Here is a 25,921-nt window from a genome sequence, read left to right as displayed (position 1 = left end):
CCCTGGCCGGCATGGCGCTGGCCTTTACGCTCTTCGCGGCAGTACTTACCGCCGCTGAGGCAGCCTTTACCTACCTGCCGAGGCAGGAGGCGGAACAGCTTCTGGCCAGCGGGCGCGTACGTACGTTGGCTATGGTGCTCCAAGCGCCGGTAGCCCACATGCACGCCCTGCGGTTCTGGCGTGTCTGGTTTGAAATGGCAGGCGCGGTAGCGGTCGCTCTGCTTTTCCATGACCTGCTGGACAACATCTGGATGGCGGGGCTGCTCGCCACGGTGACAATGGCGGCGGTGGGCTTCGTGCTGGTGGGTGTTTCCCCACGCCAGTTTGGCCGCATTCACGCTCCCGCCGTGGTTAAGTGGACGGCTCCCGCCATTCGCTTCCTGTGCGGAATTCTCGGACCGGTACCAGGCTGGCTCGTGCGTCTGGGCAGCGCGATCGCGCCGAACGCTCCACGGGCAGATGCCGCGTTCTTCTCAGAGGAGGAGTTCCGCGACCTTGTGGATCGTGCCAGCGAGGCTGAAATGATCGAAGACGCGGAAGCGGAACTCATCCACTCGGTGTTCGAACTCGGAGATACCAAGGTCCGTGCCGTGATGGTGCCGCGCACCGACATGCTCACCATCGATTCCGGCTCTACCCTGCAGCAGGCGATGTCCCTGTTTCTGCGCTCGGGATATTCCCGCATTCCCGTCATCGGGGAGAACGCGGACCAGGTGCGCGGTATCCTCTATTTGAAGGACGTAGCCGCCCGGCTGCATTCGAGGCCCGGAACGGCGGCATCGACCATGGTTGATGAAGCTTCGCGTGACGTACGGTATGTGCCGGAGTCAAAAGCGGTTAGCGATCTGCTCAAGGAACTGCAGCGTGAGTCTACCCACGTGGCTATCGTCATCGACGAATACGGGGGCACTGCCGGTCTGGTCACTCTGGAAGACTTGATTGAGGAAATCGTCGGCGAAATTGTCGACGAGTATGATTCCGAGAGTCCGGAAATCGAGCCGCAGCCGGACGGGCGATACTTGATCAGCGCACGTACCAGCATTGACGACGTCGGCGAACTCTTCGATCTGGATCTGGACGACGAGGAAGTCGATACAGTAGGCGGCTTGCTGGCTAAAACCCTGGGGCGGGTCCCCATCGTGGGTAGCCAGGTGGAGATCGACGGGCTCCACCTGTATGCCGAGCGGCTTGAGGGCAGGCGGAACCGCGTCTCGCATGTCCTTGTTTGGTTTCAGCCACCCACACACCAAGAGAATTCAGCGGCTGCCGACAACGGCGCCGCTGCCGCCAGCCAGGCACCCGCAGGTGCGGAATCGGAGACAGAACGATGAGTCCAAACAAAGGCAAAGTAGTTGCCATGGCAACCGAAGGCTGGCCGGAAAATTATCGCGCCGGTTTTGTCTCGCTCGTGGGGCGGCCGAACGCCGGCAAATCGACACTGACCAACGCGTTGGTCGGGCAAAAGGTGGCCATCACCTCTGCCAAGCCGCAGACCACCAGGCACACCATCCGCGGCATTGTGCACCGCGAGGATGCCCAGCTGGTGCTGGTGGATACCCCGGGATTGCACCGGCCTCGGACGCTGCTGGGGCAGCGTCTGAACGATCTGGTCGCCGACACGCTCTCCGAGGTGGATGCGATCGGCTTCTGCCTTCCCGCAAATGAAAAGATCGGTCCCGGCGACCGCTTTATCGCCAACCAGCTGGCCGCGCTGGCGAACAAGCCTGTCATCGCGCTGGTTACCAAGACCGATCTGGTGGACCGCGCGGCCCTGGCGGAGCAGCTGCTGGCCGTCACTGCGCTGGGCGCTGAAGTCTTTCCGGATGGCTTTGCCGACGTCGTTCCGGTCTCGGCAACCGACGGTTTCCAGGTCGACACGGTTAATGATGTGTTGATTTCCCGCATGCCGCTGTCACCGCCGCTATATCCCGACGGTGAGTTGACCGATGAGCCCGAGGCAGTGATGGTCGCCGAGCTGATCCGCGAGGCTGCTTTGGAGGGCGTCCGGGACGAACTGCCGCACTCCCTGGCCGTGGTCGTGGAAGAGATCGTTCCGCGTGAGGGGCGCAGTGAGGACAACCCGTTGTTGGATGTCCGGGTCAACCTCTTCGTCGAACGTTCCAGCCAGAAGGCCATCATCATCGGGAAGGGCGGTGCCCGGCTTCGCGATGTCGGCACCAAGGCACGGCGTGGCATTGAGGCACTGTTGGGTACGCGGGTATATCTTGATCTTCATGTGAAAATCGCCAAGGACTGGCAACGGGACCCGAAACAGCTGGTACGCCTCGGCTTCTAGCCAGACCGGAGGAACTTTCCACGGCTTCTGCCCGTAATATGTGTAGCAATCTATTGACTTAACCGTAGTAAGGGGGAATATCCGTGGGTCGTCGCGGCAGTTCCAGTGATGATCCACTGTTCCAGGAAGGCCGTGCGCCTGATCAGTCTGCACGTGGGGGACAGACACTCCAGCCCCGACGCGACACCGCCCGGCATCTGCGCTCCTCCAAGCGCATGGGTTGGCTGAAAATCGTTGCGGTGGTTCTGGCCTGCGCATTGATCGCAGGAATCGGCGTCGTCGTCGTCAAGGTCATGGGTCTGCGCGCCAGCCTTACGGCCGAGCCCCTGAACCTGGGTACCGGGGCCACCGGCCTGCCCGTGGATCTTAGTACCGACCCGGTCCAGATCCTCATTCTGGGCACCGATTCCAGGGCCAATACAGACGGTGCCTACGGCAAGGACCCTTCGTCCGACGGCAAAGGCAACTCCGATGTCATGATGCTGATGAACCTGTCCGCGGACCGGGAGCGGGTGACCGTGGTCAGCCTGCCGCGGGACTTGCTGACCGACATTCCCACCTGCGAGGATCCCCAAACCGGGCAGATCTATCCCGCACAGGAGTTCGCCCAGCTGAACACCGCCTTGAGCTATGGCGGTCCCGGCTGCACAGTCGCGGCCATCAATGAGCTGACCGGGATGGAAGTCGACCATTTCATGATGGCGGACTTCAACGCCGTCAAGGAGCTCTCCCAAGTCATCGGCGGCGTGGAGGTCTGCGTCAATGAGCCGATCAACGACACCTATTCCGACCTGGTGCTGCCCGCCGGCGTTAGCACGGTGCAGGGCGAGCAGGCGCTGGCTTTCCTGCGGACGCGCCATGCGTTCGGAGACGGCGGAGACCGCGGCCGCATTCGCGCACAGCAGAGCTTCCTGGCCTCGATGGCCCGCAAGATCACGTCTGAGGGCACGCTCACGAATGTACCCCGCCTCTACAACATCGCCGACGCCGTGGCCAGGAACCTCACGGTCGACGAAGGCCTGACTGACATCACCAAGCTGCTGGCCCTGGCAGACCGCCTGAAGAATGTGGATCTGGGCAAAGTAGCTTTCGTCTCGCTGCCCACGTCGCTGTACGAGCCGAATCCGAACCGCCTGGTCATGGACGAAGTAGAAGGACAGAAGCTGTTCGAAATTCTGAGGAACGACGGCGACGTGACCGCTGGTTCCGAGCCCGAACCTTCCGCTTCGCCCACCGAGGCTCCGGAGGAGACCGAAGGGCCGTCCGAGACGGCCGAGCCTGAACCGGAAGAGACGCTCTCCTTCGACCCATCGGTGCAGCCGGTCCAGGTCCTTAACGGATCCGGCGCCGAAGGCCGCAGCGAGGAGATCGCTGAACAGCTGCAGTTGCTGGGATATCTGCTCAGCGCTCCGGCGGAAACCGTGGCCGGGGCCGAGAGCACCAGCCCTGCTACCCAGATCTTCTATTCAGCCGGCTTCGAGGACGTTGCGCGTGCCCTCGCGGAGGAGCTGAACGTGCCCAAGGCAAACGTCCTGTCGTCCGAGACCCGGTACGGCGTCACCGTTTCTGTCGGCAAGGATTTCACCACCGGCGAGAAGCTGGATCCGACCGGGGGAGTGAGCGGTAACTTCACCGGACAGACTGCCGATCAGGTTACCTGTCAGGGGTCCGGCGGCATCTAGGTCTCGGTGCAAGCCGCTACTGCACCAAAAATATGCTAAATGGCTGTGGGACCTGCCGGAAAGGCTGGTCCCACAGCATTTAACGAGACACAGCGGTCACCAGATCCGTACCCGCTCCAACGGAGCAAGCCATAGTCCGTCGGTCTCGCTGACCGAGAAGGCATCATGGAACTCGACCATGTTGCGCACGATCTGGTTGCAGCGGAATTCGTTCGGTGAGTGCGGATCAATGGTCAACCGCCGTACCGATTCTTCGGTCCTGATCTTCTGGCGCCAGCACTCGGCCCACGAATAGAAGAACCTCTGGTCACCGGAGAGACCGTCAATCTCGGATGCAGGTTCACCGTTGAGGCTCAGCCTGTACGCCTTGAATGCAATGATCAGACCACCGAGATCACCGATGTTTTCACCCAGCGTCAATTCGCCATTGACGGTATTGCCGGGGGCTTCTTCGGGGCTCAGGACCGAGAACTGGTCTACCAGACGGGAAGTGAGCTGCTCAAAAGCTTCCCGGTCACCGTCTGTCCACCAGTTGCGCAGCGCGCCAGTACCGTCGTACTGCGAACCCATGTCATCGAACCCGTGGCCGATTTCGTGGCCGATGACGGCACCGATTGCGCCGTAGTTCGCAGCCATGTCTGCGTCCGCATCGAAGAACGGCGGCTGGAGGATGGCCGCCGGGAACACGATCTCATTCATCGTCGGCATGTAGTAGGCATTGACCGTCTGCGGAGTCATATGCCACTCCTCGGCATCGATCGGGCCTTCCAATTTGGCCAGGTTGCGGCGGACCTCGAAGGCGTTCGCCTCCAGCACGTTCTGCCACACATCACTGCCCGCGGCGAAACCCGAGTAGTCGATCCACTTGGTCGGGTAACCGATTTTCGTCCGGAAGGCCGCAAGCTTCTCCAGAGCGCGCTCAATCGTCTCTGCACTCAGCCAGGCCAGGGAGGTGATGCTTTGTCTGTATGCCTCGATCAGATTCGCGACCAGTTCTTCCATCCGCTGCTTGTGTGCCGGCGGGAAGTGCCGCTCCACGTATTCACGGCCGATGGCTTCACCCAGGGCGCCTTCCACGAACGCCACGCCTCGTCTCCAGCGCTCCTTCAGTTCCGGAATGCCGCTCAGCGTCTTGCCATAGAAGCTGAAGTGGGTGTCCACCGCTTCCGCGTGCAGGTAAGGTGCCGACGCGGTCAGCGCTTGCAGCCGGAACCAGGATTTCCAGACTTCCAGGGGCTCATCTTCGAGCAGGCTGCCAAGCGTCTTCACGAAATCCGGCTGGCAGACCACCACTTCGCTCACGTCCTGGCCCTCCGCGCCCAGGCCGGCAAGCCACGAACGGACCCACGGCAAGGATTCGGAGAGCTCGCCTACAGTACGAAGGTTGTACGTCTTCTGGGGATCCCGGCAGGAGACCTTGTCCAGGTGCCCGGCCGCGAGTTTGTGCTCAAGCGAGATAGCCGCATCCGCTTCGCCTGCATCGAACCCGGCCAATTGCAGCAACCGGACCGCGTATGCTTGGTAAGCCGTCCGGATGTCGGCAAAATCCTCGTCGCGGTAATAGGCCTCGTCCGGCAGCCCCAGTCCGGACTGATAAAGGTAGACGAGGTATCGAGTGGGATCTCCGGCGTCGTTATTGACGAAGAAGGCCAGCGGGAAGGCGGCGCCGTTGCGGGTGAATTCCGGCAGCAATGCCAGCAGCCCCTCCCGGTCCGAAACGGCGTCGATGGCGTCGAGTTGCGGCTGGACCGGCGCGAACTTCTTCGATTCGATCGTCTTCGTATCCATGAATCCGGAATAGATCAGGCCGATCTTGCCTGCCGGTGACTGGGGGTCGGGGCTGGCAGCCGACTCTTCGACGATCTCGCGCACCGCGGCTTCCGATGCGTCCCGCAGGGCGGTGAACGAACCTTCCAACGGCCGGTCCGCCCGGATGACAGTTTCCGAGAGCCATTTCCCGTTAACATGCCGGAATAGGTCGTCCTGCGGACGGACCGCGGGATCAACGTGGGTCAGGGCAATGCCGGAATGAACCAAGGCAAACTTCCTTTCGTAACGGACCGCTGACACGGTTTCCCCTTCATCCTACGCACCGTGCTAATGTGAAATTGTGCGCGCAGATCTGCTTCTTCTTAGCTGCCGCGGCGAGGCCACGCGAACTTCTGTTTGACAGGCCGAACCCTCGCTGCGGAGTTCGTGTTGCCCGGCCAAAATCTCAAAAAGAACTCTGAAGAAAAGGCCAACGAACATGCGTAACGCACAGAAGCCCTCCGGAATGCCCATCCATAAGTACATTCCGTTCCAGGACCAGATCACTGTCGAACTGCCCGACCGCACCTGGCCGGACAAGCTGATCACCGCCGCCCCGCGGTGGTGTGCCGTGGACCTGCGCGATGGCAACCAGGCCCTGATCGATCCGATGAGCCCCGAGCGCAAGCACAAGATGTTCGACCTGCTGGTGCGCATGGGCTACAAGGAAATCGAAGTAGGATTCCCCTCCGCCTCCCAGCTGGACTTCGACTTTGTCCGCCAGCTGATCGAAGGCGACCGGATTCCGGACGACGTGACCATCCAGGTGCTGACACAGTCCCGCGAACACCTGATCGAGCGGACATACCAGTCCCTGGAAGGCGCCGACCGAGCCATCGTCCACCTCTACAACTCCACTTCCGTCTTGCAGCGCCGCGTGGTGTTCAACCAGGACATGGACGGCATCGTCGATATTGCCCTGCAGGGCGCGCGGCTGTGCCGGAAGTACGAAGAGGGACTGAAGGGCACAGAGGTGACCTACGAGTACTCGCCGGAGTCCTACACCGGCACAGAACTCGAGTTCGCGGCCCGGATCTGCAACGCCGTCACCGACGTTTTCGAAATGTCGGCCGACCGCAACGTTATCCTGAACCTGCCGGCCACCGTCGAAATGGCCACCCCCAATGTCTACGCGGATTCCATTGAATGGATGTCCCGGAATCTGAACAACCGTGAAAACGTCATTCTCTCGCTGCACCCGCACAATGACCGGGGGACCGGCGTGGCCGCCGCCGAACTGGGTTACCTGGCCGGTGCGGACCGCATCGAAGGCTGCCTGTTCGGCAACGGAGAGCGGACCGGCAACGTGGACCTGGTGACGCTGGGCCTGAACCTGTTCGGCCAGGGCATCGACCCGATGATCGACTTCTCCAATATCGACGAGATCCGCCGCACGGTGGAGTACTGCAATCAGCTGCCGGTGCCCGAGCGTTCGCCTTACGGCGGCGACCTCGTCTTCACGGCGTTCTCCGGCTCCCACCAGGATGCTATCAAGAAGGGCTTCGAGGCCATGGATAAGGATGCCGCCGCCGTCGGCAAGACGGTTGATGAGATCCCCTGGGCCGTTCCTTACTTGCCGGTTGATCCCAAGGACCTGGGCCGCAGCTACGAGGCAGTCATCCGCGTGAATTCCCAGTCGGGCAAGGGCGGTGTGGCGTACCTGCTCAAGAACGAACACAGCTTGGATCTGCCGCGCCGTGCGCAGATCGAATTCTCCGGCGTCATCCAGCGCCGGACCGACACCGTCGGTGGCGAAGTCAGCGGCGCGCAGCTGTGGGAGGTCTTTAACGACGAATACCTGCCGACGCCGGAGCGCGTCTGGGGCCGGTACTCGCTTGGTTCGGTCAAGACGGAAACAGCCGAGGACGGTTCGACGCATCTGACGGCGTCGATGGTCATCGACGGCGTGCAGCACCGGCGCAGCGGCGAAGGAAATGGCCCGATCGCGGCCCTGCTGGATATCTTCAGCCAGGACGGTGTGGATCTGCGGGTCCTGGACTACACCGAACATGCGCTCTCCGAGGGTGGCAATGCCCGGGCGGCGGCCTATGTGGAATGCGCCGTGGGGGAACGCGTGCTGTGGGGCGTCGGCATCGACACGAATACCACGATGGCTTCGCTGAAAGCCGTGATCTCGGCAGTAAACCGCGCTGTGCGCGACGCCGCGGCTACTTCCCCCGCCGTCGCCAGCTGAAGCGCGCCGGCCGAGATTGATGCAACCGGTTCCCCTGGCAGACCCGGCTCCGCGCTGTTGTGCGGAGCCGGGCCCGCCGGTGGGACAATAGCTACGTGTCCAACAGATCCTTTGCCTCCCGCACCTACCGGGACGAAGGCGTTATCCTGCGCACGCACAAGCTCGGCGAGGCAGACCGCATCATTATCCTGCTGACCAAACGCCATGGTCAGGTCCGGGCGGTTGCCAAGGGGGTGCGCCGCACGAGCAGTAAATTCGGCGCGATGCTGGAGCCCTTCATGGTGGCAGACCTGCAGCTGGTGAAGGGGCGCAATCTCGACATCGTGACGCAGGCCCAAACGCTGGGACCGTACGGGCGGGACATTGCCGCCGACTATCGAAAGTACACGTCTGCCGCAGTTATCTGCGAGACAGCCGAGAAATTGACCGATATCGACGGCGAGTCCACCTCCGCACACTATGCGCTCGTCATCGGGGCGTTGTCGGCGCTCAGCCGCAACGTCCATGCCCCCGAGCTGATCCTGGATTCCTACTTGCTGCGGGCACTCGCCACGGCCGGCTGGGCCCCGAGTTTTACCGACTGCGCGCGTTGCGGAGAACCAGGCCCGCATGGTGCTTTTTCGGCACCGCTGGGCGGTGCGGTGTGCCATGACTGCCGGCCTCCAGGTTCGGCATCGCCCGCGCCGGCCACCATGACGCTGCTGGCGGCTTTGCTGAGCGCCGACTGGCCCGCGGCGGACAGCTCCGTTAGCGGGGCCCGGAACGAGGCGGCCGGGCTGGTCGCCGCCTATTTGCAGTGGCACCTGGAACGATCCCTGAAGTCCCTCAAACACGTGGAGAGAGTGTGAGTCCCAAAACCCCGCGCAGGCCCGATCCGCACCCTTCGGGCGCCACGGCGCCGGCTGTTCCGGCAACATTCGTCCCCGAACACGTGGCGATCGTGATGGATGGAAACGGCCGCTGGGCGAACCAGCGGGGGTTGCCGCGCACCGAAGGCCACAGGGCGGGTGAAGCAGCACTGCTCGACGTCCTGGCGGGTGCAATCGAGATCGGTGTCAAGTACGTCAGCGTCTATGCTTTTTCGACGGAGAACTGGAAGCGCTCACCGGACGAAGTGCGTTTCCTCATGGGCTTCAGTAAAGACGTGCTGCGCCGCCAGCGGGACCAGCTCGACGAGTGGGGCGTCCGCATCCGCTGGTCCGGCCGGCGCCCCAGGCTCTGGCAGTCCGTTGTCAAGGAACTCGAGGTGGCCGAGCGGCAGACCATCGGCAACAGCACCTGCACATTGAACATGTGTGTGAACTACGGCGGCCGGGCCGAGATTGCCGATGCAGCCGCAGCCATTGCGGCCGACGTCGCTGCCGGCCGGCTGAAGGCGTCGTCGGTCTCGGAGAAGACCATCGGGCGGTATCTGGACGAACCGGACCTGCCCGATGTGGATCTGTTCCTGCGCACTTCCGGCGAGCAGCGGTTCTCCAATTTCATGCTCTGGCAGTCCGCCTACGCCGAAATGGTCTTTATGGATACCCTGTGGCCGGACGTGGACCGGAGGACGCTCTGGGAGGCCATCGAGATTTATGCCCGCCGGGACCGCCGCTACGGCGGCGCCGTGGACGCGGCAAAACCGGCAGGGCGGGCGGCACGCTAGCTGTCCAGCACGTAGGCTTTGATCCACCGCTCGAGCCGGCGGTACGCGTCCGCCCGGACCTCGGATTTGGAGAGAAAAACGTCATGCAGGGCCGAGTCGATCCGCTCGACGGTCACGCTTGAGCCGAGTTTGACGGCGCTGGCGGCCATCGTCTCGACGTCAAGGACGGCGTCTGCCGACTTCATTTCCTCATGCCACAAGGGGCCGTAGACGCTCCGGGCAGAGGTCAGCACGAGGATGGGCACGGTAATGCCCAGGCCCTTGTCCACGGCGGCCTGCCCCTGCCAGATGGCGCTAAGCCAACCGGCCCGGACGGGGAATGCGTACTGCGGGCGCATCTTCGGGTCCAGGTCCCATTCGCCCTCCGCCTCGCTGCTGATGCTGCGCCAGTAGAAACCCCGGGCCGGGAGCCTGATTTCGGCTTCCGGCCTGATCCGTGAAATCGGATCGATGACGGTGGCGGCAGCCCGGCGTACCAGTGAACTGCGGTGCATTTCCAGCCAAGGGCTGTTCAGTACCAGGGCATGCACGGCGCCCGGGTTGCGGTCCGTCCACAACGCTGCCACCAAACCGCCGGTGGAATGGCCCATCAGGATGGTCTTCACCACGCCAGGCTGCAGGTCCAGCCGGGACGCGGTGTCCTCGCGCACCGCATCCATTGCGGCCGCTATCTCGTCGTCGTAGTCGGCAAGGTCGCTGGCATAGCCGGCAAGATCGCCCGCACCCACGGTCCTGGCGCCGGGATCCGCACCTTCGGGGGCGGGAGCGCCGTCGTCGTTCTCCTCCTGCCCAGCGGCGCGCAGATTGCGCCCGTGGTTGTGGACGTCCAGCGCGTAGAAGGAAACGCCTTGCCGGTGCCAGAACGCGGCGAGTTCGGCATTGAAGAAGTAGTCGCTCCAACCGTGCAGGTACAGCACGGCCTGCGGACCGGGCTGTATGCCCGACGCCTCGGGCAGGTGCCGCACAAGCGTTGCGCGCCGGCTGCCGCCATCAGCAGCCGGGACTTCCAAAGTTGCCGATTCGAAACCCGCGCCGAGAATGTCCTCGGTCCAGAGAGTTGGCATGCGGCTCCTTCCACTTCTTGCACTCATGCTAAGCCTTTCACCGGGCTGGTTTGGTTGCCGGGGCAATTACCGTAAAACTAGGATCATGCGCCTGTACCCCCTGTTCTTTCGTGCCGCCTTTTCCTGGATGGATCCCGAGCGTGCCCACACCATCGGCTTCCGGCTGATCCGTCTGGCCCACAGTGCCGGTGCCGGCGCCCTGCTCCGGCGTGTCACCGCGCCCGATGCTTCGCTGCGGACCCAGGCGTTGGGCCTGTCGTTCCCGTCGCCCTTCGGCCTGGCAGCGGGCTTTGATAAGGAAGGGCACGGCATCGAAGCGCTGTTCGACCTGGGTTTCGGCTGCGTTGAAGTCGGCACCATCACGGGCTCGGCCCAGCCAGGTAACCCTCGCCCCAGGCTCTTCAGGCTGGTCGAGGACCGGGCGGTGATCAACCGCATGGGCTTCAACAACGACGGCGCAGCGGCAGTTGGACCACGCATTTCGGCGGCACAGCGGTCGCTGCAGCGCAGCCTGGGCGCCAGCCGTCCCGTGGTCGGCGTTAATATCGGCAAAACCAAGACGGTGGAACTCGATGACGCGGTGGAGGATTATCTGAAGAGCACCCGCCTGCTCGCGCCCAACGCCGATTATCTGGTGGTCAATGTCAGTTCGCCCAACACCCCGGGGCTGCGGTTGCTGCAGAGCGTTGACACGTTGCGGCCGCTGCTGAAGGCAGTTGGGGAGACCGCCGATTCAGTGGCACGCAGGCATGTGCCGCTGCTGGTCAAGATCGCTCCCGATCTCAGTGACGAAGATATCGACGACGTGGCGCGCCTGGCGCTAGAGCTGAAACTGGACGGCGTCATCGCCACCAACACCACAATTTCGCGCGATGGCTTAAAGTCCGACGCCGACAAAGTCGCCTCCTGTGGCGCTGGCGGCCTTTCCGGCGCCCCGCTCAAGCAGCGTTCCCTTGAGGTGCTGCGGCGGCTGCGGGCCGCCGTCGGGGATTCGTTGACGCTGGTGGCCGTCGGGGGAGTCGAAACGGCGGAAGATGTGCAGGAGCGGTTGGACGCCGGAGCCACCCTGGTCCAGGGCTACACCGCGTTTCTTTATGAAGGTCCGTTCTGGGCCGCCCGCATCAACCGCGAACTGGCACGCAGCCGTAAGGCGGCCGCCGTCTGACTGCCATCGGCTCCCAACCGCTGACTGGTCGGTTGAAAGACCTGCGCCGCTTGGGAGCTGGGAGCGGTTAAAACACTGGGGGCCGGATCGTGATGATCCGGCCCCCAGGCGGTGGTACTGGGGTTGCTTACGAAGGGTACTGGCCGCGCTTGACCTGCGGCTTAGGCAGACGCATCCTGCGCAACTGGAGTCCGCGCATCACGCCGTACCAAACCGCGCCGCGTTCCGACTCCCCGAACTTTGCCACCAACCGCTTCTTGAGCTGGCGTCCCAGGATAAAGGCATCAATCGCAACGCAGGCGAGCAGGATCCAGAAACCGACCAGTATGATCGCCTGGACGTTCAAGTCGCGGATGAAGCTGAGGACAACGAAGATCAGCGCGAACACGATCAGGAACTCGCCGAGGACCCATCGGGCATCAACAAAGTCGCGGACGAAGCGCTTCTGCGGCCCCTTGTCGCGGAACGGCAGATGGCGCTCGTCCCCGGTGTCCATGGCCTGGCGCATGCGGATCCGTTCTTCGCGCTGCGCATCCCGGCTGGCGGCCCGTGCCGCTTTACGGTCGTTCGGAACGAGCGGACGCTTGCGCGCGGCTTCCTGGGCCTTCCGTTTGGGCGTCGGCGCGCCTTTGCCCGTCACCTGGTCCCGTTCAGGGACGGCCTGGGCCTGCTGGTCTACGGTTTCCTGGGGCGAGGGAGCCTCTTTTTTTCGTCCAAACACCCCTACAGAATACCTTGCAGTCCTTGCCGCCCGTGCCGGGGCCGAGGGTAGGGTGGCCGGTATGACAAGTCCTTCTGATTCCGGCCATCATCCGGTGGCAACAGGCGCCCAACCTGTCGACGTCGACGCCCTTGCCCGGGCACTCGACGCCAGGATGGGCCAGACCATCACGTCCTTGAAAGAACTCGTCGCCATACCGGGCATCGCCTGGGAGGCATTCGACCCGGCCGAGTTGGCGACCAGCGCCGAAACTGTTGCCGAACTGATACGTGGTCTGGGCCTGACCGACGTACAGATCCTCAGCGTTTCCAACGGAGAGATCGAAGGCGGACCCGCTGTGGTGGCCCGGCGTCCGGCCGCGCCCGGCAAACCCACCGTCCTCTTGTATGCGCACCATGATGTCCAGCCCCCGGGTGACCCGACGCTTTGGAAAACTGAGCCCTTCGCCGCAACCGAGAAGGACGGGCGGCTCTTCGGCAGGGGCGCGGCCGATGATAAGGCCGGCATCATGGCCCATGTCGCGTCTTTGGAAGCGCTGCTGGCGACAATGGGGGAGGAGTTCGGCGTCGGAGTGACGTTCTTTATCGAAGGGGAAGAAGAAGCAGGTTCCCCGACGTTCCGCACCTTCCTGGAAACGCACCAGGAGCTGCTCCGCGCGGATATCATCATCGTCGCCGACTCAGCCAACTGGAAAGTAGGCGTACCTGCCCTCACCACGAGCCTGCGCGGGCTGGTAGACGGGGTCATTGAACTGCGGGTACTGGAACACGCCGTGCACTCGGGTATGTTCGGCGGACCCTTGCTGGATGCGCCCACGCTCCTGGCCCGGCTCATTTCCACCTTCCACGACGACGCCGGTGAAGTGGCCATTGAGGGACTGGTGTCCGCGGGTCCCGCAACCGTGGACTACCCAGAGGAAGATTTCCGTCGGGACAGTTCGGTACTGGAGTCAGTGCAGCTTGCCGGGACAGGCAGCATCGCAGACCGGCTTTGGAACAAGCCAGCGCTGTCGGTCATTGGAATGGACGTGCCCAGCGTGGCGTTGAGCTCCAACACTCTCTTGCCCTCTGCTCGCGCAAAAATCAGTGTGCGGCTGGCGCCTGGCCAGAACCCTGATGCAGCCATGGAAGCCATTGCCGCCCATATCGGCAGCCATGCTCCCTTCGGGGCTGAAGTGTCCTTTGTACCCGGCGAGCGTGGCAACGCATTTGCCACCGATACAAACGCCTCGGCGGCACAGGCCGCGCTCTGGGCGCTTGGAACAGCGTGGAATACGCAGCCGGTCGAGGCCGGCATGGGAGGGTCAATACCGTTCATCGCGGATCTGACCGAACTGTTTCCGCAGTCGCAGATCCTGATTACGGGCGTCGAAGATCCCGATTCACGTGCGCATTCCGCGAACGAATCGCTTCATTTGGGCGATTTCCGCAACGCGGTGCTGGCCGAGGCACTGCTGCTGGCACGCCTAAACGTTGCCGGGCAATGAATCGCTTCATATTGCTGTGCGCAAGCAGACCACGGCCGCAGATTGGCCGGTTGCCCGAAATAACTGCCCGGGTCGTAACATAGAAGGGGAGCCAGAGCACCGCTGAGTGATAGCAGCAGGTCACCTGCTGGCCAGTCAAAGATAAGGAATAGCAATGAGTGAAACCACCAGCACTGCAACCGACACCACAACCCAGACCGAGGCTGAACTGCCTACGCACGAGGTTGCCCTGAGCGACGTTGCAGCCGGCAAGGTCCGCAGTCTGCTCGAACAGGAGGGCCGCACAGATCTTCGTCTCCGCGTCGCCGTACAGCCCGGCGGATGTTCGGGGCTCATTTACCAGCTCTACTTCGACGAGCGCATGCTGGACGGGGACGCAGTGCGCGACTTCGACGGTGTGGAGGTCATCGTGGACAAGATGAGTGTTCCTTACCTCAGCGGTGCTTCGATCGATTTCGAGGACACCATTTCAAAACAGGGCTTCACCATCGATAACCCGAATGCCGGTGGGTCCTGCGCCTGCGGAGACTCGTTCCACTAAAACGGGTCCTGTAGGCAGCCCGGGGACCGGGATCCGACGCCGACGCACTGAGGCAATCTGTCACATCCACGTCATCGGTGAGGGTAAGCTCTACAGAGAGTAGTAAAACTGAATATGCGTGCGCGGTCTCAGCGCGGAAATCTCCGTGCCGCGTGCGCATCACTTGCACGAAACAAGAGGAAGGGCCGTCTGTGAGTTCGCACGACCGAACCGGCAGTCGGCGCGCCAGAATCACCAAGGCTACGGGCCTTGGCGTAGTAGGCGCGCTGTTGTTGACGGGATGTTCAGAAGAAGTCCGATTGGGATGGTTGCCCACTGAACGGGGTACGACCAACCACACCGATCGGGTCATCGATTTGTGGGTGAACTCCTGGATTGCCGCACTGGCCATCGGCGTCCTCACTTGGGGCCTGATTATCTGGTGCATCGTGGCGTACCGCCGCCGGAAGAATGAAACGGGTTACCCCCGGCAGCTCAGCTACAACCTGCCGTTGGAAATCTTCTACACAGCTGTACCGCTGGTCATGGTCATGGTGCTGTTCTACTTCACCGACAAGGACATGAGCGCCATCACGGCTCGGGACGACAACCCGGACCAGATCATTGACATCCGCGGTAAGCAGTGGTCCTGGGACTTCAACTACGTCACGGAAGACAAGTACTTCGCAGGCGTTCAGGCACACCTGACCGGCGAAACCGGTGTCCCGGAGACCCTGCCCACCCTTTACCTCCCGGTGAACCAGAGCGTTGAGCTGCAACTCAACTCCCGCGACGTCATCCACTCCTTCTGGGTACCTGCGTTCCTGCAGAAGGTTGACATGATCCCGGGCAAGACCAACTACATTACGCTGACCCCCCAGCGTGAAGGCATCTTCGATGGAAAGTGCGCCGAGCTTTGCGGCGAATACCATTCGGAAATGCTGTTCCGCGTGGAGGTCGTCTCCGAAGCCGAATTCGAGCAGCGCATGAGCGAGCTTAAAGACGGTCAGATCGGTGAGGAATATGACCGCAACCCATACGCCGAATCGGCTGAGTAAGGAAGGCAGGGAGAACTAGTGTCTACTTACGAGTACACCGCCGATGAAACCGGCACGACAGTAGCGCCGCGCGTCGTTCCCCGCTCCAAGGGACGTATCGTCGTCAACTGGATCACTTCGACGGACCACAAGACCATCGGGTACATGTACCTGATCGCGTCCTTCATCTTCTTCTGCCTCGGCGGCGTGATGGCGCTGGTCATTCGGGCCGAGCTGTTTGAACCCGGTATGCAGATCCTGCAGACCAAGGAGCAGTACAACCAGCTGTTCACCATGCACGGCACCGTGATGTTGCTGATGTTCGCAACGCCGCTGTTCGCCGGCTTTGCCAATGTGATCATGCCGCTTCAGATCGGTGCGCCGGATGTTGCCTTTCCGCGGTTGAACGCTCTGGCTTTCTGGTTCTTCCTCTTCGGCAGCACCATCGCAGTTGCTGGTTTCATTACCCCGCAGGGTGCCGCGTCCTTCGGCTGGTTTGCCTATGCGCCGCTGTCCAGCACGACGTTCTCGCCCGGTGTGGGCGGAGACCTCTGGGTCTTCGGTTTGGCGTTGTCCGGTTTCGGTACCATTCTTGGCTCGGTCAACTTCATTACCACCATCATCTGCATGCGTGCCCCGGGCATGACCATGTGGCGTATGCCGATCTTCACCTGGAACACCCTCGTCACCGCGATCCTCGTGATGATGGCTTTCCCGCCGCTGGCTGCCGCGCTGTTTGCGTTGGGAGCGGACCGCCGATTTGGGGCCCACATCTTCAACCCGGAGAACGGCGGCGCCATTCTGTGGCAGCACCTGTTCTGGTTCTTCGGACACCCTGAGGTCTACATCATCGCCTTGCCGTTCTTCGGCATCGTCTCCGAGATCTTCCCGGTGTTCAGCCGGAAACCGATCTTCGGTTACAAGGGCCTGGTGTTTGCAACCATCGCCATCGCCGCCTTGTCCGTTACCGTGTGGGCTCACCACATGTACGTCACCGGCTCGGTCATGCTGCCGTTCTTCGCCTTCATGACCATGCTGATCGCGGTGCCTACCGGCGTGAAGTTCTTCAACTGGATCGGCACCATGTGGCGTGGCTCGATTACGTTCGAAACTCCCATGCTTTGGAGCATTGGCTTCCTGGTCACCTTCCTCTTCGGCGGACTGACCGGCATCATTCTGGCGTCGCCGCCGCTGGACTTCCATGTGTCGGACACTTACTTTGTCGTCGCACACTTCCACTATGTCGTCTTCGGAACCGTGGTCTTCGCCATGTTTGCCGGTTTCTACTTCTGGTGGCCGAAGTGGACGGGCAAGATGCTCAACGAACGCCTCGGCAAGATCCACTTCTGGCTCCTGTTCCTTGGCTTCCACGGCACCTTCCTGATCCAGCACTGGCTCGGAGTTATCGGCATGCCGCGTCGCTACGCGGACTACCTGCCCGAAGACAACTTCACCGCGATGAACCAGTTCTCCACCATCTCCTCGTTCGTGCTCGGCGCGTCCCTGATTCCGTTCTTCTGGAACGTGTACATCACGTGGCGTAATGGCAAGAAGGTCGAGGTCGACGATCCCTGGGGCTTCGGTGCGTCGCTGGAGTGGGCGACCTCCTGCCCGCCGCCGCGTCACAACTTCACGTCCATGCCTCGGATCCGTTCCGAACGGCCCGCCCTGGATCTGCACCATCCGGAGCTCGCTCCCAAACACACGCCGAAGCAGCCCGCTCCGGCCGCCCAGGTCTTCGGACCTGCCGACCGAGAGGATGCATAGCCCATGAAGGTTGAATCATGGCTCTTTATCGGGCTGTTTCCGTTCTTCGCGATCGTCGCCGTAGTCTACGGTTTCATGGTTGATTGGCAGGAACCCGTCGGCTATCTGGCGCTGCTTCTGACAGCGGGTCTTTCAGCGATGATCGGCGGGTACCTGTGGTTCACCGGCCGTCGTGTTGGTGCCCGCCCTGAGGACCGTGTGGATGCAGAAATCCACGAGGGGTCCGGCGAGCAGGGGCACTTCAGCCCCTGGAGCTGGTGGCCCCTGGTGTTGAGCCTTGCGGCTGCAACCGGATTCCTCGGCCTGGCCGTGGGCTTCTGGATCACCTACATCGGAGTCGGCCTGCTGATCGTCGCACTCATCGGTTGGGTTTATGAATACAGCCGCGGAGATCACGCACACTAAATGACAACTGACCAAAGGGCCCGGAGCATCATGCTCCGGGCCCTTTGGGCTTTAACCGCACAAAACAGCGGCTGCAGTGCGCGCACGCCCCGCTCGGCGCGAACGGCGCCACTATGTGGTTCCAACCGGGCGTGCTGCCGCAACAAACATGGAACCGGGTGGTCTAGACCGGGCTAGAATGGTGTCGTTGCATCAGCTCGGAGCAGGGGAGTGTCTTGGTATCAAAAGCAGCAGCGGCGATTCCCGGCGAAATCGACGACGCGTCCAGAACCTCCAAGCACGTTCAATTGCGGGAGATACTCCGGCGCCATGCGAAAGAGAATTGCGAGCCCGGGGGACCGTTTCCTTCTGAAAGGGAGCTCACCGAACGTTTCGGCGTGGCACGTATGACAGTGCGGCAGGCCATTGATTCACTGGTTGCGGAACAGGTGCTGGAACGTATTGTGGGACTTGGGACTTTCGTGAGCCAGCCCAAACTGGATCTGCAGGTGAAGCTGACTTCCTACAGTGAAGAGATGCAGCGACGCGGCATGGTCCCGGACGCCCGGGTCTTGAGCTTTGAGCAGATCGGTGCAGCACCGCTGGTTGCACGGGAGCTTCAGATCGAAGAGGGGCAGCCTGTGGTCCGTTTCCGCCGGCTCATGCTCGCCGATGGCGATCCAATGAGCGTGGACGAGAACTTCATTCCTGCCAGCCGGGTTCCTGGCATTCTGGATGATCCGCCTCCTACCTCCCTCTATAACGTCCTCAGTGAGCGCTATGGGTTGGTGATGGAATGGGGCGAAGACACTATCGAGGCGACAGCAGCGCAACCGTCTATAGCTAGACTGCTGAACGTCGACATCGGCGCCCCTTTGCTCAAAATTCAACGCCATGCCTACGTATCGAGAACGATGGCAGACTTTTCGATTTCGTACTACCGCGCCGATCGCTACAAGCTGTGGGTGCCTCTTCAGCGGCCCGGCGGGCGGTCACCGCGTTCCTACAACGTCAAGCGGTTCTAAGGCCCTGCTAGGCAGCAGGGACGGCTTCCGAGGGCGTGCTAGCCATGCACGTTGTGAGGAGTCGGTCCAACACAAACCGGAGATAAGGCGGCATCCGTTGATGGCCCCCGGACGGTCTAATCATCCTTCCCCCAATGGCTCAAATTTTTGGGCTAGGGGCGGAGACCGGGCAGGTGACCGGAATTCCGGGGGAGCTCTGGATCCACGCTGCCCATTATTCTCGGTTGTTTTCCACATAGGCGTGCATTAAAACGGAGGGCGGCTCCGGACCACTGGTCCGAAGCCGCCCTCCGTGATGTTGCAGATCAGCGGCTGGAGATTTCAGCCTTGCTCTCTGCGGTTTCGACTTCGTCGTGGCCGCCATGGCTATGCGCGGCTGCGAGTTCGGCCGGTGTAACCGGAGCAACTCGATCCTCGAAGAAGAAGCGGGACAGGCGTCCACGAAGCTTCTCCGTGCCGGAGATCTTTCCCTTGGCGTCCGGCTCGGCCGGCTGGACCTCTGGGGATTCGAAGCTGACCAGGCGGTGCAGCTTGTAGTCATTCAGCGGCTCATGGACCTCGATGAATTCACCGTGCGGGAGACGAACGATACGTCCGGTCTCACGGCCGTGGAGAACGATCTCCCGGTCCTTGCGCTGCAGGGCCAGGCAGATTCTCCGGGTCACAATGAACCCGATGATCGGCCCGATGAAGAACAGCGCGCGGAGCCAGTAGGTGACATCGTTCAGCGACACGAGGAAGTGTGTAGCGATGAGGTCGGAGCTGGCTGCTGCCCACATGACGCAGTACCAGATCACGCCGGCCACACCGGTTGCCGTACGGAAGGGAGCGTTGCGCGGACGGTCCAGGATGTGGTGTTCGCGGGTGTCCTTGGTTACCCAGCGTTCGATCCACGGCCACGCAAACATGACGCCGAACAGTATGCCCGCAGGGACGAGGGCCGGGAGCAATACGTTCAGTGACAGGGTGAAACCGCCGAAGATCACGTATTCAAACGGGAAGCCCCAAAGGACACCTGGCATGAGTCGAAGCGCACCGTCCACGAATCCGATGTACCAGTCAGGCTGGGTACCGGCGGAAACGGGGGAGGGGTCATAGGGCCCGTAATCCCAGATCGGGAGGATCTGGAAGTTCCCGGCGATGACTGCGACCACACCGAAGACGATGAAGAAGAACCCGCCGGCCTTGGCAGCATAGACCGGTCCAACAGGGAAGCCGACGACGTTGGTTTCCGTGCGGCCCGGGCCGGGGTACTGCGTGTGCTTGTGGATAACAACCATAAACAGGTGAATGGCGATCATCAGAAGGATCAGCGCGGGCACTACGAGTATGTGCATCACATACAGGCGGCCCACAATTGCCGTGCCCGGGAACTCGCCCCCGAAGATCAACATGGATAGGTAAGTACCGATGAGCGGAATCGCCTTGATAACTCCATCAATGATCCGCAAACCATTGCCGGAGAGAAGGTCGTCCGGCAGCGAGTAACCGGTGAAGCCTGCAGCCAGAGCCAGGATCAGGAGGACACAGCCGACGAGCCAGTTGAGCTCACGCGGACGACGGAAGGCGCCGGTGAAGAACACACGAAGCATGTGAACCGATACTGACGCTACGAAGAGCAGCGCAGACCAGTGATGCAGCTGGCGCATAAAGAGTCCACCGCGGATATCGAAGGAGATATCCAGGGTCGATGCATATGCGACGGACATTTCTACACCCTTGAGCGGGACGTAGGATCCGTCATATTGCGTATGTGCCATCGAGGGATCGAAGAACAACGTCAGGAACGTTCCCGACAGCAACAGAATGACGAAGGTGTACAGCGCAACTTCACCGAACATGAACGACCAGTGGTCCGGGAAGATCTTGCGGCCGAATTCCTTGACGATGGACGAACCGCCAACTCGCGTATCGACGAAGTTGGTGACGCGTCCGAGATTGGTTTTCGGCTGATAGGTATCAGATGATGTCGAAGCACTCATGGCTATCCACGCTCCCAGAAGCTCGGTCCGACAGGTTCGTGGAAGTCGCTGGTTGCAACCAGGTAGCCCTCATCATCGACGCTGATAGGCAGCTGCGGCAAGGCATGTGTCGCCGGACCGAAAATGACTTTGCATTCCTGGGTCAGGTCGAACGTCGACTGGTGGCAGGGGCAGAGCAGGTGATGTGTCTGCTGCTCGTAAAGAGCGACCGGGCATCCCACGTGGGTGCAAATCTTGGAGTAGGCAACGATGCCGTTGTAGTTCCAATCTTCGCGGCCGGGGGATACATGTAGATCCTCCGGATTGAGACGCATAAGCAGGACGACGGCCTTGGCCTTTTCTTCCAGCTTGTGCTCAACTTCGTTCAGGCCTTCCGGAATCACGTGGAAAGCCGATCCAATCGTGACGTCGGATGCCTTGATCGGTGTACCGCTCGGGTCGCGGGTCAGGCGGACTCCCGCGTCCCACATTGTGTGCCTGAGTACGTCGGGATTCAGATCCTCGGAGAGGTCACGCAGGATCCCAATGGCAGGCAGCGGCGCCAGAATCATGGCGCCGAGGAGCGTGTTGCGGATCAGCGGGCGGCGTTTGATGCCCGTTTCCTCGATGATCTCCGTGACCATCGTTTCCGCAATCACACGGTCTTCTTCGGTGCGGACCGCGTGACGCTCTTCTGCGATCTCATGATCGGGCATCAGGGTCTTTGCCCAGTGGACAATACCTACGCCAATTCCGAGCATGGCAAAGGCAGTGCCCATACCGAGCAAAAAGTTCTGCAGTCGCAGCGTTGCAATGGTCTCATCCAAACGGATGGCAAAGTATCCCACGAAGAAAAGCAGGGTACCGATGATGGAGATTACGAACAGAATCGCAACCTGTTTCTCGGCACGCTTTTCGGCCCGGGGATCCTTGTCGGCAAGGCGCGGGCGGTGTGGCGGAAGTCCAGGATCCTGGAACTTCTCCACTTCGCTCTGACCAGCCGTAGCAACGGTGCCCGAGGATTTCGGACTGCCGTGACTATGGTCGCCCATGATCCCTCTCATCCTTCTCTTGATATGTCTCTAAAGATTTTCAGTGCGTGTGTTGTCAGTAAATTTCCCGGCGGCCCTACGGCCGCAGGGAGGAGATCAGGATGACCGCTGGGTCAGCCAGATCGTGAAGGCGATGATGACTCCAAGGCCCGCTGTCCAGATCAGGAGACCTTCGGAAACGGGGCCGAGCGACCCAAGGGAATTACCACCGGGTGATCCCTGTTCTTCAATGGTCTTCAGGAAGGCGATGATGTCTTGCTTGCCTTCGGGGGAGATGTTGGCATCGCTGAAGACAGGCATGTTCTGCGGGCCGGTCACCATGGCTTCGTAGATGTGCTTCTCGCTCACGCCAGCGAGTGCCGGTGCGTACTTACCGCGGGTGAGGGCACCGCCAGCTGCTGCAGCGTTGTGGCACATGGCGCAGTTGACTCGGAACAGCTCGCCGCCGGCAGCGGGATCACCTTCACTGGCATCGAGGTACTGTTCCTCGGGAATGGCCGGACCGGCGCCCAGCGAAGCAACGTAGGCTGCCAACTGCATGGTCTGCTCTTCATTGAACTGCTTGGGCTTCTGCTGCGCCTGTGGGCCGGTCATCTGCATCGGCATACGACCCGTGCCGACCTGGAAGTCGACGGCCGCTGCGCCGACACCGATCAGAGAAGGACCTGCCTGATTTCCGTGGGCACCTTCCGGAGCGCCAACTGCACCCAACCCGTGACAAGTGGCGCAGTTGGCAACGAAGAGCTTTTCGCCCTCTTCGATGTCCTGTGCCGAGAATGTGGTGGTTGTCGCCTGGGCCTCGTTGACCGTACCGGCTACGGCGTAAAGACCGCCGGTAACCAGCAGACCCATAAGCAACAGGGCAATGGCCGCCAGCGGATGTCGCCGCTTTTGCGAAAGTGCCTTCACTTCGTGGTTCCTAACTCTGTGGTGCGTGTGCGTCGAATGCAGCTTCTTGAAATTCTGTCCTTCGTAGAAGAACAGTCAAGTAAGGCTTACTTCAGGAAGTAAATGATGATGAACAGTGCGATCCAAACCACATCGACGAAGTGCCAGTAGTAGGAGGTGACGATCGCTGAGGTCGCTTCAAAGTGACCGAACTTCTTCGCGACATAGGCGCGGCCAATGATCAGCAGGAACGCGATCAGACCGCCAGCGACGTGAAGACCATGGAAGCCTGTGGTGATGTAGAACGCCGAGCCGTAGGCGTTGGAGGAAAGCGATACTCCTTCGGAAACAAGATGGGCGTACTCGTAAGCCTGCACAGATACAAAGATGGCGCCCATGATGAAGGTGAGCAGGAACCACTCGACCATTCCCCACCTGGCGACATTGAAGGGGCTGCCGGTTCGGCGGGCCTGAAGGCGCTCGGCCGCGAATACACCAAACTGGCAGGTGAAGGAGCTGGCCACCAAGATGATGGTGTTGGCCAGCGCGAACGGAACGTCGAGTTTTTCCGTTTCGGTGGCCCACATCTCCGGTGAGGTGGCTCGCAGGGTGAAGTACATAGCGAAAAGGCCGGCGAAGAACATCAGCTCGCTGGAAAGCCATACAACGGTTCCGACGGAAACGAGGTTTGGGCGGTTCAGCGTAGGATGCGCCGGGGTACTGGGGGCGTGGGTTGCAGTTGTCACATAGTCATTATGTCTATAAATCCGTCCAGTTCACCAATGCATCGGAACGCGTGGCGGGCGCCGAACGTTCCCAACCCCCGGTATTCCGCGGATTGTCGGCAAAGTTAATATTCAGGCAGTTTCTACAATTCGTAGATAACCTAGGTGTGTGAGCCCAATTAGTGATGCCCAGACCGCCCTCCAATGGCCCGTTCTGATCTCGGCGCTGATCGCCGGCGAGGACCTCAGCCGAGAGCAAACTCACTGGGCGATGAACACGATCATGGCCGGCGAAGCCACTGACGCGCAGATGGCTGGGTTCCTGGTGGCGCTCCGGGCGAAGGGCGAGACGGTCGACGAACTGACCGGCTTGGTCGATGCAATGGTCAGCAATGCCCGTCCGATTGACATACCGGGCGAGAAGCTCGACATCGTCGGAACCGGCGGCGACCGGCAGAACACCGTCAACATTTCGTCGATGGCCGCACTGGTATGTGCAGGAGCCGGCGCGCAGATCGTCAAACACGGTAATCGTGCTGCATCTTCGTCCTCGGGGTCGGCGGACGTTATCGAAGCACTGGGCGTACGCCTGGATCTACCCATCGACAGGGTGGCTCAAGCCGCGGTCGAGGCCGGCATCACTTTCTGCTTTGCCCAGGTGTTCCATCCCTCCATGAGGTACGCGGGTCGCGTCCGCAGCGAGCTCGGGGTGGCCACCGCGTTTAATTTCATGGGCCCCATGACCAATCCCGCGCATCCCACAGCATCCGCCATCGGCGTCGCCGACGCCCGGCTGGCCCCTCTGATCGCCGGCGTCCTTGCTACCCGTGGCCAGCGCGCGCTGGTCTTCAGGGGCGGGGACGGTCTTGACGAGCTCACCACCACCGGCCCATCAACCGTCTGGGAGGTCCGGGACGGCAAGGTAACTGAAACGGAACTCGACCCGCTCGATCTGGGTATCGCGCGTGCCACGCTCGATGACCTGCGCGGAGGGGATGCGGACGCCAACGCAGAAGTAGTCCGGCGCACACTCGCAGGAGATCACGGTCCGGTGCGTGACGCCGTCGTTCTTAACGCTGCTGCTGCTTTGGTCGCATTGGACGAGTCGGCCGAGGGAACCCTTCAGGAAAGGCTGGTGGCGGGCCTCGCCCAAGCAGTAGAAGCCATCGACAGCGGATCAGCCGCTGCGGCATTGGACCGTTGGATCAAGGTCACACAGTAGCGGCGGCCCCAGGAAAAGCTTAAATGCGCGTGGGCCGGAGGATGCTTCCTCCGGCCCACGCGCATTGGTCAATTAGTGGTCGAATCCCAAAGAGAACGCCGCGTCAAGGTCATGTTGGGAATAGGAGCGGAAGGCGATCTGCGTCGTCGTGGCTTGTACGCCCTCAACCTTGGAGAGCCGGTCCGCGATCACATCGGCGAGGTCCTCATGCTTGGTGACCCGGGCAACGGCGATCAAGTCCCATTCACCGGTAACCGAGTAGACCTCGCTGATGCCTTCGATCTCCGATATCTCCTGCGCGGACTCCGGGATCCGGGATGCATCAGTCTGGATGAGTACAAACGCTGTAACCACTTTTACTGCCTTTCATCGCACCATTTATGCCTACAACCGAGGTTATGCCACGGTTCGGCTTTTGCGTATCTTCATGACCAGTGCCGCGACGAGGCGCCAGCCGACAATAAAGGCACCCAGTACCAACAGGGTCACGATCTGGAACGACACCGCCAGTCCTCCGCCGGCAAGACCGCGCAGGACGAGTCCAAAAACGACCGCGGAGAGCCAAACAACGACGGCGGCCGGCCACAGCGCCAGAGGCCTGCGCCAGGCTCGGCCAAGGAGCCAGCCGATGGCAGCGCCGCCGGCAAATGGCGCGGCGGTCAAGAGGATTCCCGGTACGTCCAGGCCGTGTTCATGCGTGTCGCGTCCGATCGCTGCAAAAAGGACGACGCAGGCTATGTCTCCCGCGAAAGCGAGGACTATGCTGGCCGTAGATTGCCGGGGAGCGATTGCAGAAGTCTTCACGATTCAAGCCTACGTCGCGCCGCGGCGCTTCCCGGGCGGCGGCCGGCAATGGGGAGGACTGAGGGGTATGGCAAGAATCACACAGATTGCGCAGCATGCCTCGGACCTCGACCGGGCCCGGGCGTTCTATGGCGACTTGCTGGGACAGGAGGCAGCGGCCGTTTTTGACCCGCCTGGACTGGTCTTTTTCGTGCTCGACGGCGTCAGGTTGCTCCTGGACAGGGGGGCCCCTTCCGCGCTCATCTATCTGCAAGTACCTGATGTGCACACGGAGATGGCACGGCTGAAGGGCGCCGGGGTCGAAATAGTGGCGGAGCCGCAGATGATCTTCCACCATGACGATGGGGAGCTGGGGCCCTCCGGCAGCGACGAATGGATGGCGTTCGTCAAGGACTCCGAAGGCAATACTGTCGGTCTGGTAAGTCATCTGCCGGCCGAACCCCTTGTTCATAGCTAAACAAAGCTATAGCA

24 protein-coding genes are annotated in these 25,921 nt (G+C 61.6%); 15 read left to right on the top strand and 9 right to left on the bottom strand.

Features of this window, described 5'->3' with window-relative positions:
- Positions 1-11 precede the first annotated feature (11 nt).
- The 3 genes from B0G38_RS15785 (at position 12) to B0G38_RS15775 (ending at position 3,978) form a co-directional block, all read left to right on the top strand.
- Entirely contained in the window at positions 12-1,331 is a 1,320-nt protein-coding gene (locus B0G38_RS15785; RefSeq protein WP_264670300.1) for a hemolysin family protein, read from the top strand.
- Entirely contained in the window at positions 1,328-2,296 is a 969-nt protein-coding gene (gene era / locus B0G38_RS15780) for a GTPase Era (RefSeq protein ID WP_413542080.1), read from the top strand. Before B0G38_RS15785 ends, era begins: the two co-directional genes overlap by 4 nt.
- A 215-nt stretch (positions 2,297-2,511) precedes the next feature.
- On the top strand, positions 2,512-3,978 hold the full coding sequence (locus B0G38_RS15775) for an LCP family protein (protein ID WP_264670280.1): 1,467 nt from the start codon (positions 2,512-2,514) through the stop codon (positions 3,976-3,978).
- Between the two features lie 96 nt (positions 3,979-4,074).
- Here the strand turns inward: B0G38_RS15775 and B0G38_RS15770 are convergent, their stop codons facing one another.
- A complete protein-coding gene (locus B0G38_RS15770; RefSeq protein WP_264670279.1) occupies positions 4,075-6,015 on the bottom strand; it encodes a M13 family metallopeptidase in 1,941 nt (646 codons plus the stop codon).
- Positions 6,016-6,226: 211 nt separating this feature from the next.
- On the opposite strand from B0G38_RS15770, the gene leuA reads away from it, so the two are divergent.
- The 3 genes from leuA (at position 6,227) to B0G38_RS15755 (ending at position 9,629) form a co-directional block, all read left to right on the top strand.
- Positions 6,227-7,981: a 2-isopropylmalate synthase gene (leuA, locus tag B0G38_RS15765; RefSeq protein ID WP_264670278.1), complete on the top strand. Its 1,755-nt coding sequence runs from the start codon at positions 6,227-6,229 to the stop codon at positions 7,979-7,981.
- Between the two features lie 95 nt (positions 7,982-8,076).
- Positions 8,077-8,829 carry a DNA repair protein RecO gene (gene recO / locus B0G38_RS15760; protein WP_264670277.1) on the top strand — a complete coding sequence of 251 codons (753 nt, stop codon included), beginning with the start codon at positions 8,077-8,079 and terminating at the stop codon, positions 8,827-8,829.
- Positions 8,826-9,629, top strand: coding sequence for an isoprenyl transferase (locus tag B0G38_RS15755; protein WP_264670276.1), 804 nt, complete (start codon positions 8,826-8,828; stop codon positions 9,627-9,629). Before recO ends, B0G38_RS15755 begins: the two co-directional genes overlap by 4 nt.
- Here B0G38_RS15755 and B0G38_RS15750 read toward each other — a convergent pair.
- The gene (locus tag B0G38_RS15750; protein ID WP_264670275.1) at positions 9,626-10,693 is read right to left on the bottom strand and encodes an alpha/beta hydrolase; all 1,068 of its coding nucleotides are present in this window, start codon (positions 10,691-10,693) and stop codon (positions 9,626-9,628) included. The two genes, B0G38_RS15755 and B0G38_RS15750, sit on opposite strands and share 4 nt — an antisense overlap.
- An 85-nt stretch (positions 10,694-10,778) precedes the next feature.
- Here B0G38_RS15750 and B0G38_RS15745 point away from each other — a divergent pair, with 85 nt between their 5' ends.
- Positions 10,779-11,858 carry a quinone-dependent dihydroorotate dehydrogenase gene (locus tag B0G38_RS15745; protein ID WP_264670274.1) on the top strand — a complete coding sequence of 360 codons (1,080 nt, stop codon included), beginning with the start codon at positions 10,779-10,781 and terminating at the stop codon, positions 11,856-11,858.
- Positions 11,859-11,985: 127 nt separating this feature from the next.
- Here the strand turns inward: B0G38_RS15745 and B0G38_RS15740 are convergent, their stop codons facing one another.
- Complete coding sequence (locus B0G38_RS15740) at positions 11,986-12,579, bottom strand: DUF3043 domain-containing protein (RefSeq protein WP_264670273.1); 594 nt, start codon at positions 12,577-12,579, stop codon at positions 11,986-11,988.
- A gap of 61 nt (positions 12,580-12,640) precedes the next feature.
- On the opposite strand from B0G38_RS15740, the gene B0G38_RS15735 reads away from it, so the two are divergent.
- From B0G38_RS15735 to B0G38_RS15710, 6 genes are all read left to right on the top strand, one after another.
- The gene (locus tag B0G38_RS15735) at positions 12,641-14,065 is read left to right on the top strand and encodes a dipeptidase (protein ID WP_264670272.1); all 1,425 of its coding nucleotides are present in this window, start codon (positions 12,641-12,643) and stop codon (positions 14,063-14,065) included.
- Between the two features lie 154 nt (positions 14,066-14,219).
- Complete coding sequence (locus tag B0G38_RS15730) at positions 14,220-14,606, top strand: HesB/IscA family protein (protein ID WP_074702333.1); 387 nt, start codon at positions 14,220-14,222, stop codon at positions 14,604-14,606.
- A 191-nt stretch (positions 14,607-14,797) separates the two neighbouring features.
- Entirely contained in the window at positions 14,798-15,643 is an 846-nt protein-coding gene (gene ctaC / locus B0G38_RS15725; protein WP_264670271.1) for an aa3-type cytochrome oxidase subunit II, read from the top strand.
- A gap of 18 nt (positions 15,644-15,661) precedes the next feature.
- Positions 15,662-17,389, top strand: a complete 1,728-nt coding sequence (gene ctaD, locus B0G38_RS15720) for an aa3-type cytochrome oxidase subunit I (protein ID WP_264670270.1) — start codon at positions 15,662-15,664, stop codon at positions 17,387-17,389.
- A 3-nt stretch (positions 17,390-17,392) separates the two neighbouring features.
- Positions 17,393-17,794, top strand: coding sequence for a cytochrome c oxidase subunit 4 (locus B0G38_RS15715; RefSeq protein WP_169997463.1), 402 nt, complete (start codon positions 17,393-17,395; stop codon positions 17,792-17,794).
- A 215-nt stretch (positions 17,795-18,009) separates the two neighbouring features.
- The gene (locus B0G38_RS15710) at positions 18,010-18,798 is read left to right on the top strand and encodes a GntR family transcriptional regulator (RefSeq protein WP_264670269.1); all 789 of its coding nucleotides are present in this window, start codon (positions 18,010-18,012) and stop codon (positions 18,796-18,798) included.
- A 305-nt stretch (positions 18,799-19,103) separates the two neighbouring features.
- Here the strand turns inward: B0G38_RS15710 and qcrB are convergent, their stop codons facing one another.
- The 4 genes from qcrB to ctaE all read right to left on the bottom strand — a co-directional run bounded on the left by qcrB (position 19,104) and on the right by ctaE (position 23,445).
- Positions 19,104-20,780 (bottom strand): cytochrome bc1 complex cytochrome b subunit, encoded by a 1,677-nt coding sequence (qcrB, locus tag B0G38_RS15705; RefSeq protein ID WP_264670268.1) that lies wholly within the window; start codon positions 20,778-20,780, stop codon positions 19,104-19,106.
- Positions 20,781-20,782: 2 nt separating this feature from the next.
- On the bottom strand, positions 20,783-21,811 hold the full coding sequence (gene qcrA, locus B0G38_RS15700) for a cytochrome bc1 complex Rieske iron-sulfur subunit (RefSeq protein WP_264670267.1): 1,029 nt from the start codon (positions 21,809-21,811) through the stop codon (positions 20,783-20,785).
- A gap of 96 nt (positions 21,812-21,907) precedes the next feature.
- Positions 21,908-22,720 carry a cytochrome bc1 complex diheme cytochrome c subunit gene (qcrC, locus tag B0G38_RS15695; RefSeq protein ID WP_264670266.1) on the bottom strand — a complete coding sequence of 271 codons (813 nt, stop codon included), beginning with the start codon at positions 22,718-22,720 and terminating at the stop codon, positions 21,908-21,910.
- Positions 22,721-22,806: 86 nt separating this feature from the next.
- Entirely contained in the window at positions 22,807-23,445 is a 639-nt protein-coding gene (ctaE, locus tag B0G38_RS15690; RefSeq protein WP_169997455.1) for an aa3-type cytochrome oxidase subunit III, read from the bottom strand.
- 148 nt (positions 23,446-23,593) lie between these two features.
- Here ctaE and trpD point away from each other — a divergent pair, with 148 nt between their 5' ends.
- Entirely contained in the window at positions 23,594-24,646 is a 1,053-nt protein-coding gene (trpD, locus tag B0G38_RS15685) for an anthranilate phosphoribosyltransferase (RefSeq protein WP_264670265.1), read from the top strand.
- Positions 24,647-24,718: 72 nt separating this feature from the next.
- Here trpD and B0G38_RS15680 read toward each other — a convergent pair whose 3' ends face one another.
- Positions 24,719-25,000, bottom strand: coding sequence for an Lrp/AsnC family transcriptional regulator (locus tag B0G38_RS15680; protein ID WP_169997451.1), 282 nt, complete (start codon positions 24,998-25,000; stop codon positions 24,719-24,721).
- 42 nt (positions 25,001-25,042) lie between these two features.
- The gene (locus B0G38_RS15675; protein ID WP_264670264.1) at positions 25,043-25,450 is read right to left on the bottom strand and encodes a DUF3054 domain-containing protein; all 408 of its coding nucleotides are present in this window, start codon (positions 25,448-25,450) and stop codon (positions 25,043-25,045) included.
- 67 nt (positions 25,451-25,517) lie between these two features.
- On the opposite strand from B0G38_RS15675, the gene B0G38_RS15670 reads away from it, so the two are divergent.
- Positions 25,518-25,907: a VOC family protein gene (locus tag B0G38_RS15670; protein WP_264670263.1), complete on the top strand. Its 390-nt coding sequence runs from the start codon at positions 25,518-25,520 to the stop codon at positions 25,905-25,907.
- Positions 25,908-25,921 lie beyond the last annotated feature (14 nt).

This window comes from Crystallibacter permensis, assembly GCF_025960875.1.
Classification (GTDB): Bacteria; Actinomycetota; Actinomycetes; order Actinomycetales; family Micrococcaceae; genus Crystallibacter; species Crystallibacter permensis.
The sequence above is the reverse complement of the archived record's forward strand: the minus strand, read 5'-3'. Positions and strand labels throughout refer to the sequence as shown.

What these genes read in the sequence shown, in the direction of transcription:
- B0G38_RS15785 (WP_264670300.1), top strand. Translation starts at nt 12, where the DNA reads ATGGCGCTGGCCTTTACGCTCTTCGCGGCAGTACTTACCGCCGCTGAG.
- era (WP_413542080.1), top strand. Translation starts at nt 1,328, where the DNA reads ATGAGTCCAAACAAAGGCAAAGTAGTTGCCATGGCAACCGAAGGCTGG.
- B0G38_RS15775 (WP_264670280.1), top strand. Translation starts at nt 2,512, where the DNA reads ATGGGTTGGCTGAAAATCGTTGCGGTGGTTCTGGCCTGCGCATTGATC.
- leuA (WP_264670278.1), top strand. Translation starts at nt 6,227, where the DNA reads ATGCGTAACGCACAGAAGCCCTCCGGAATGCCCATCCATAAGTACATT.
- B0G38_RS15750 (WP_264670275.1), bottom strand. Translation starts at nt 10,693, where the DNA reads ATGCCAACTCTCTGGACCGAGGACATTCTCGGCGCGGGTTTCGAATCG.
- B0G38_RS15745 (WP_264670274.1), top strand. Translation starts at nt 10,779, where the DNA reads ATGCGCCTGTACCCCCTGTTCTTTCGTGCCGCCTTTTCCTGGATGGAT.
- B0G38_RS15735 (WP_264670272.1), top strand. Translation starts at nt 12,641, where the DNA reads ATGACAAGTCCTTCTGATTCCGGCCATCATCCGGTGGCAACAGGCGCC.
- B0G38_RS15730 (WP_074702333.1), top strand. Translation starts at nt 14,220, where the DNA reads ATGAGTGAAACCACCAGCACTGCAACCGACACCACAACCCAGACCGAG.
- B0G38_RS15715 (WP_169997463.1), top strand. Translation starts at nt 17,393, where the DNA reads ATGAAGGTTGAATCATGGCTCTTTATCGGGCTGTTTCCGTTCTTCGCG.
- qcrB (WP_264670268.1), bottom strand. Translation starts at nt 20,780, where the DNA reads ATGAGTGCTTCGACATCATCTGATACCTATCAGCCGAAAACCAATCTC.
- qcrA (WP_264670267.1), bottom strand. Translation starts at nt 21,811, where the DNA reads ATGGGCGACCATAGTCACGGCAGTCCGAAATCCTCGGGCACCGTTGCT.
- B0G38_RS15670 (WP_264670263.1), top strand. Translation starts at nt 25,518, where the DNA reads ATGGCAAGAATCACACAGATTGCGCAGCATGCCTCGGACCTCGACCGG.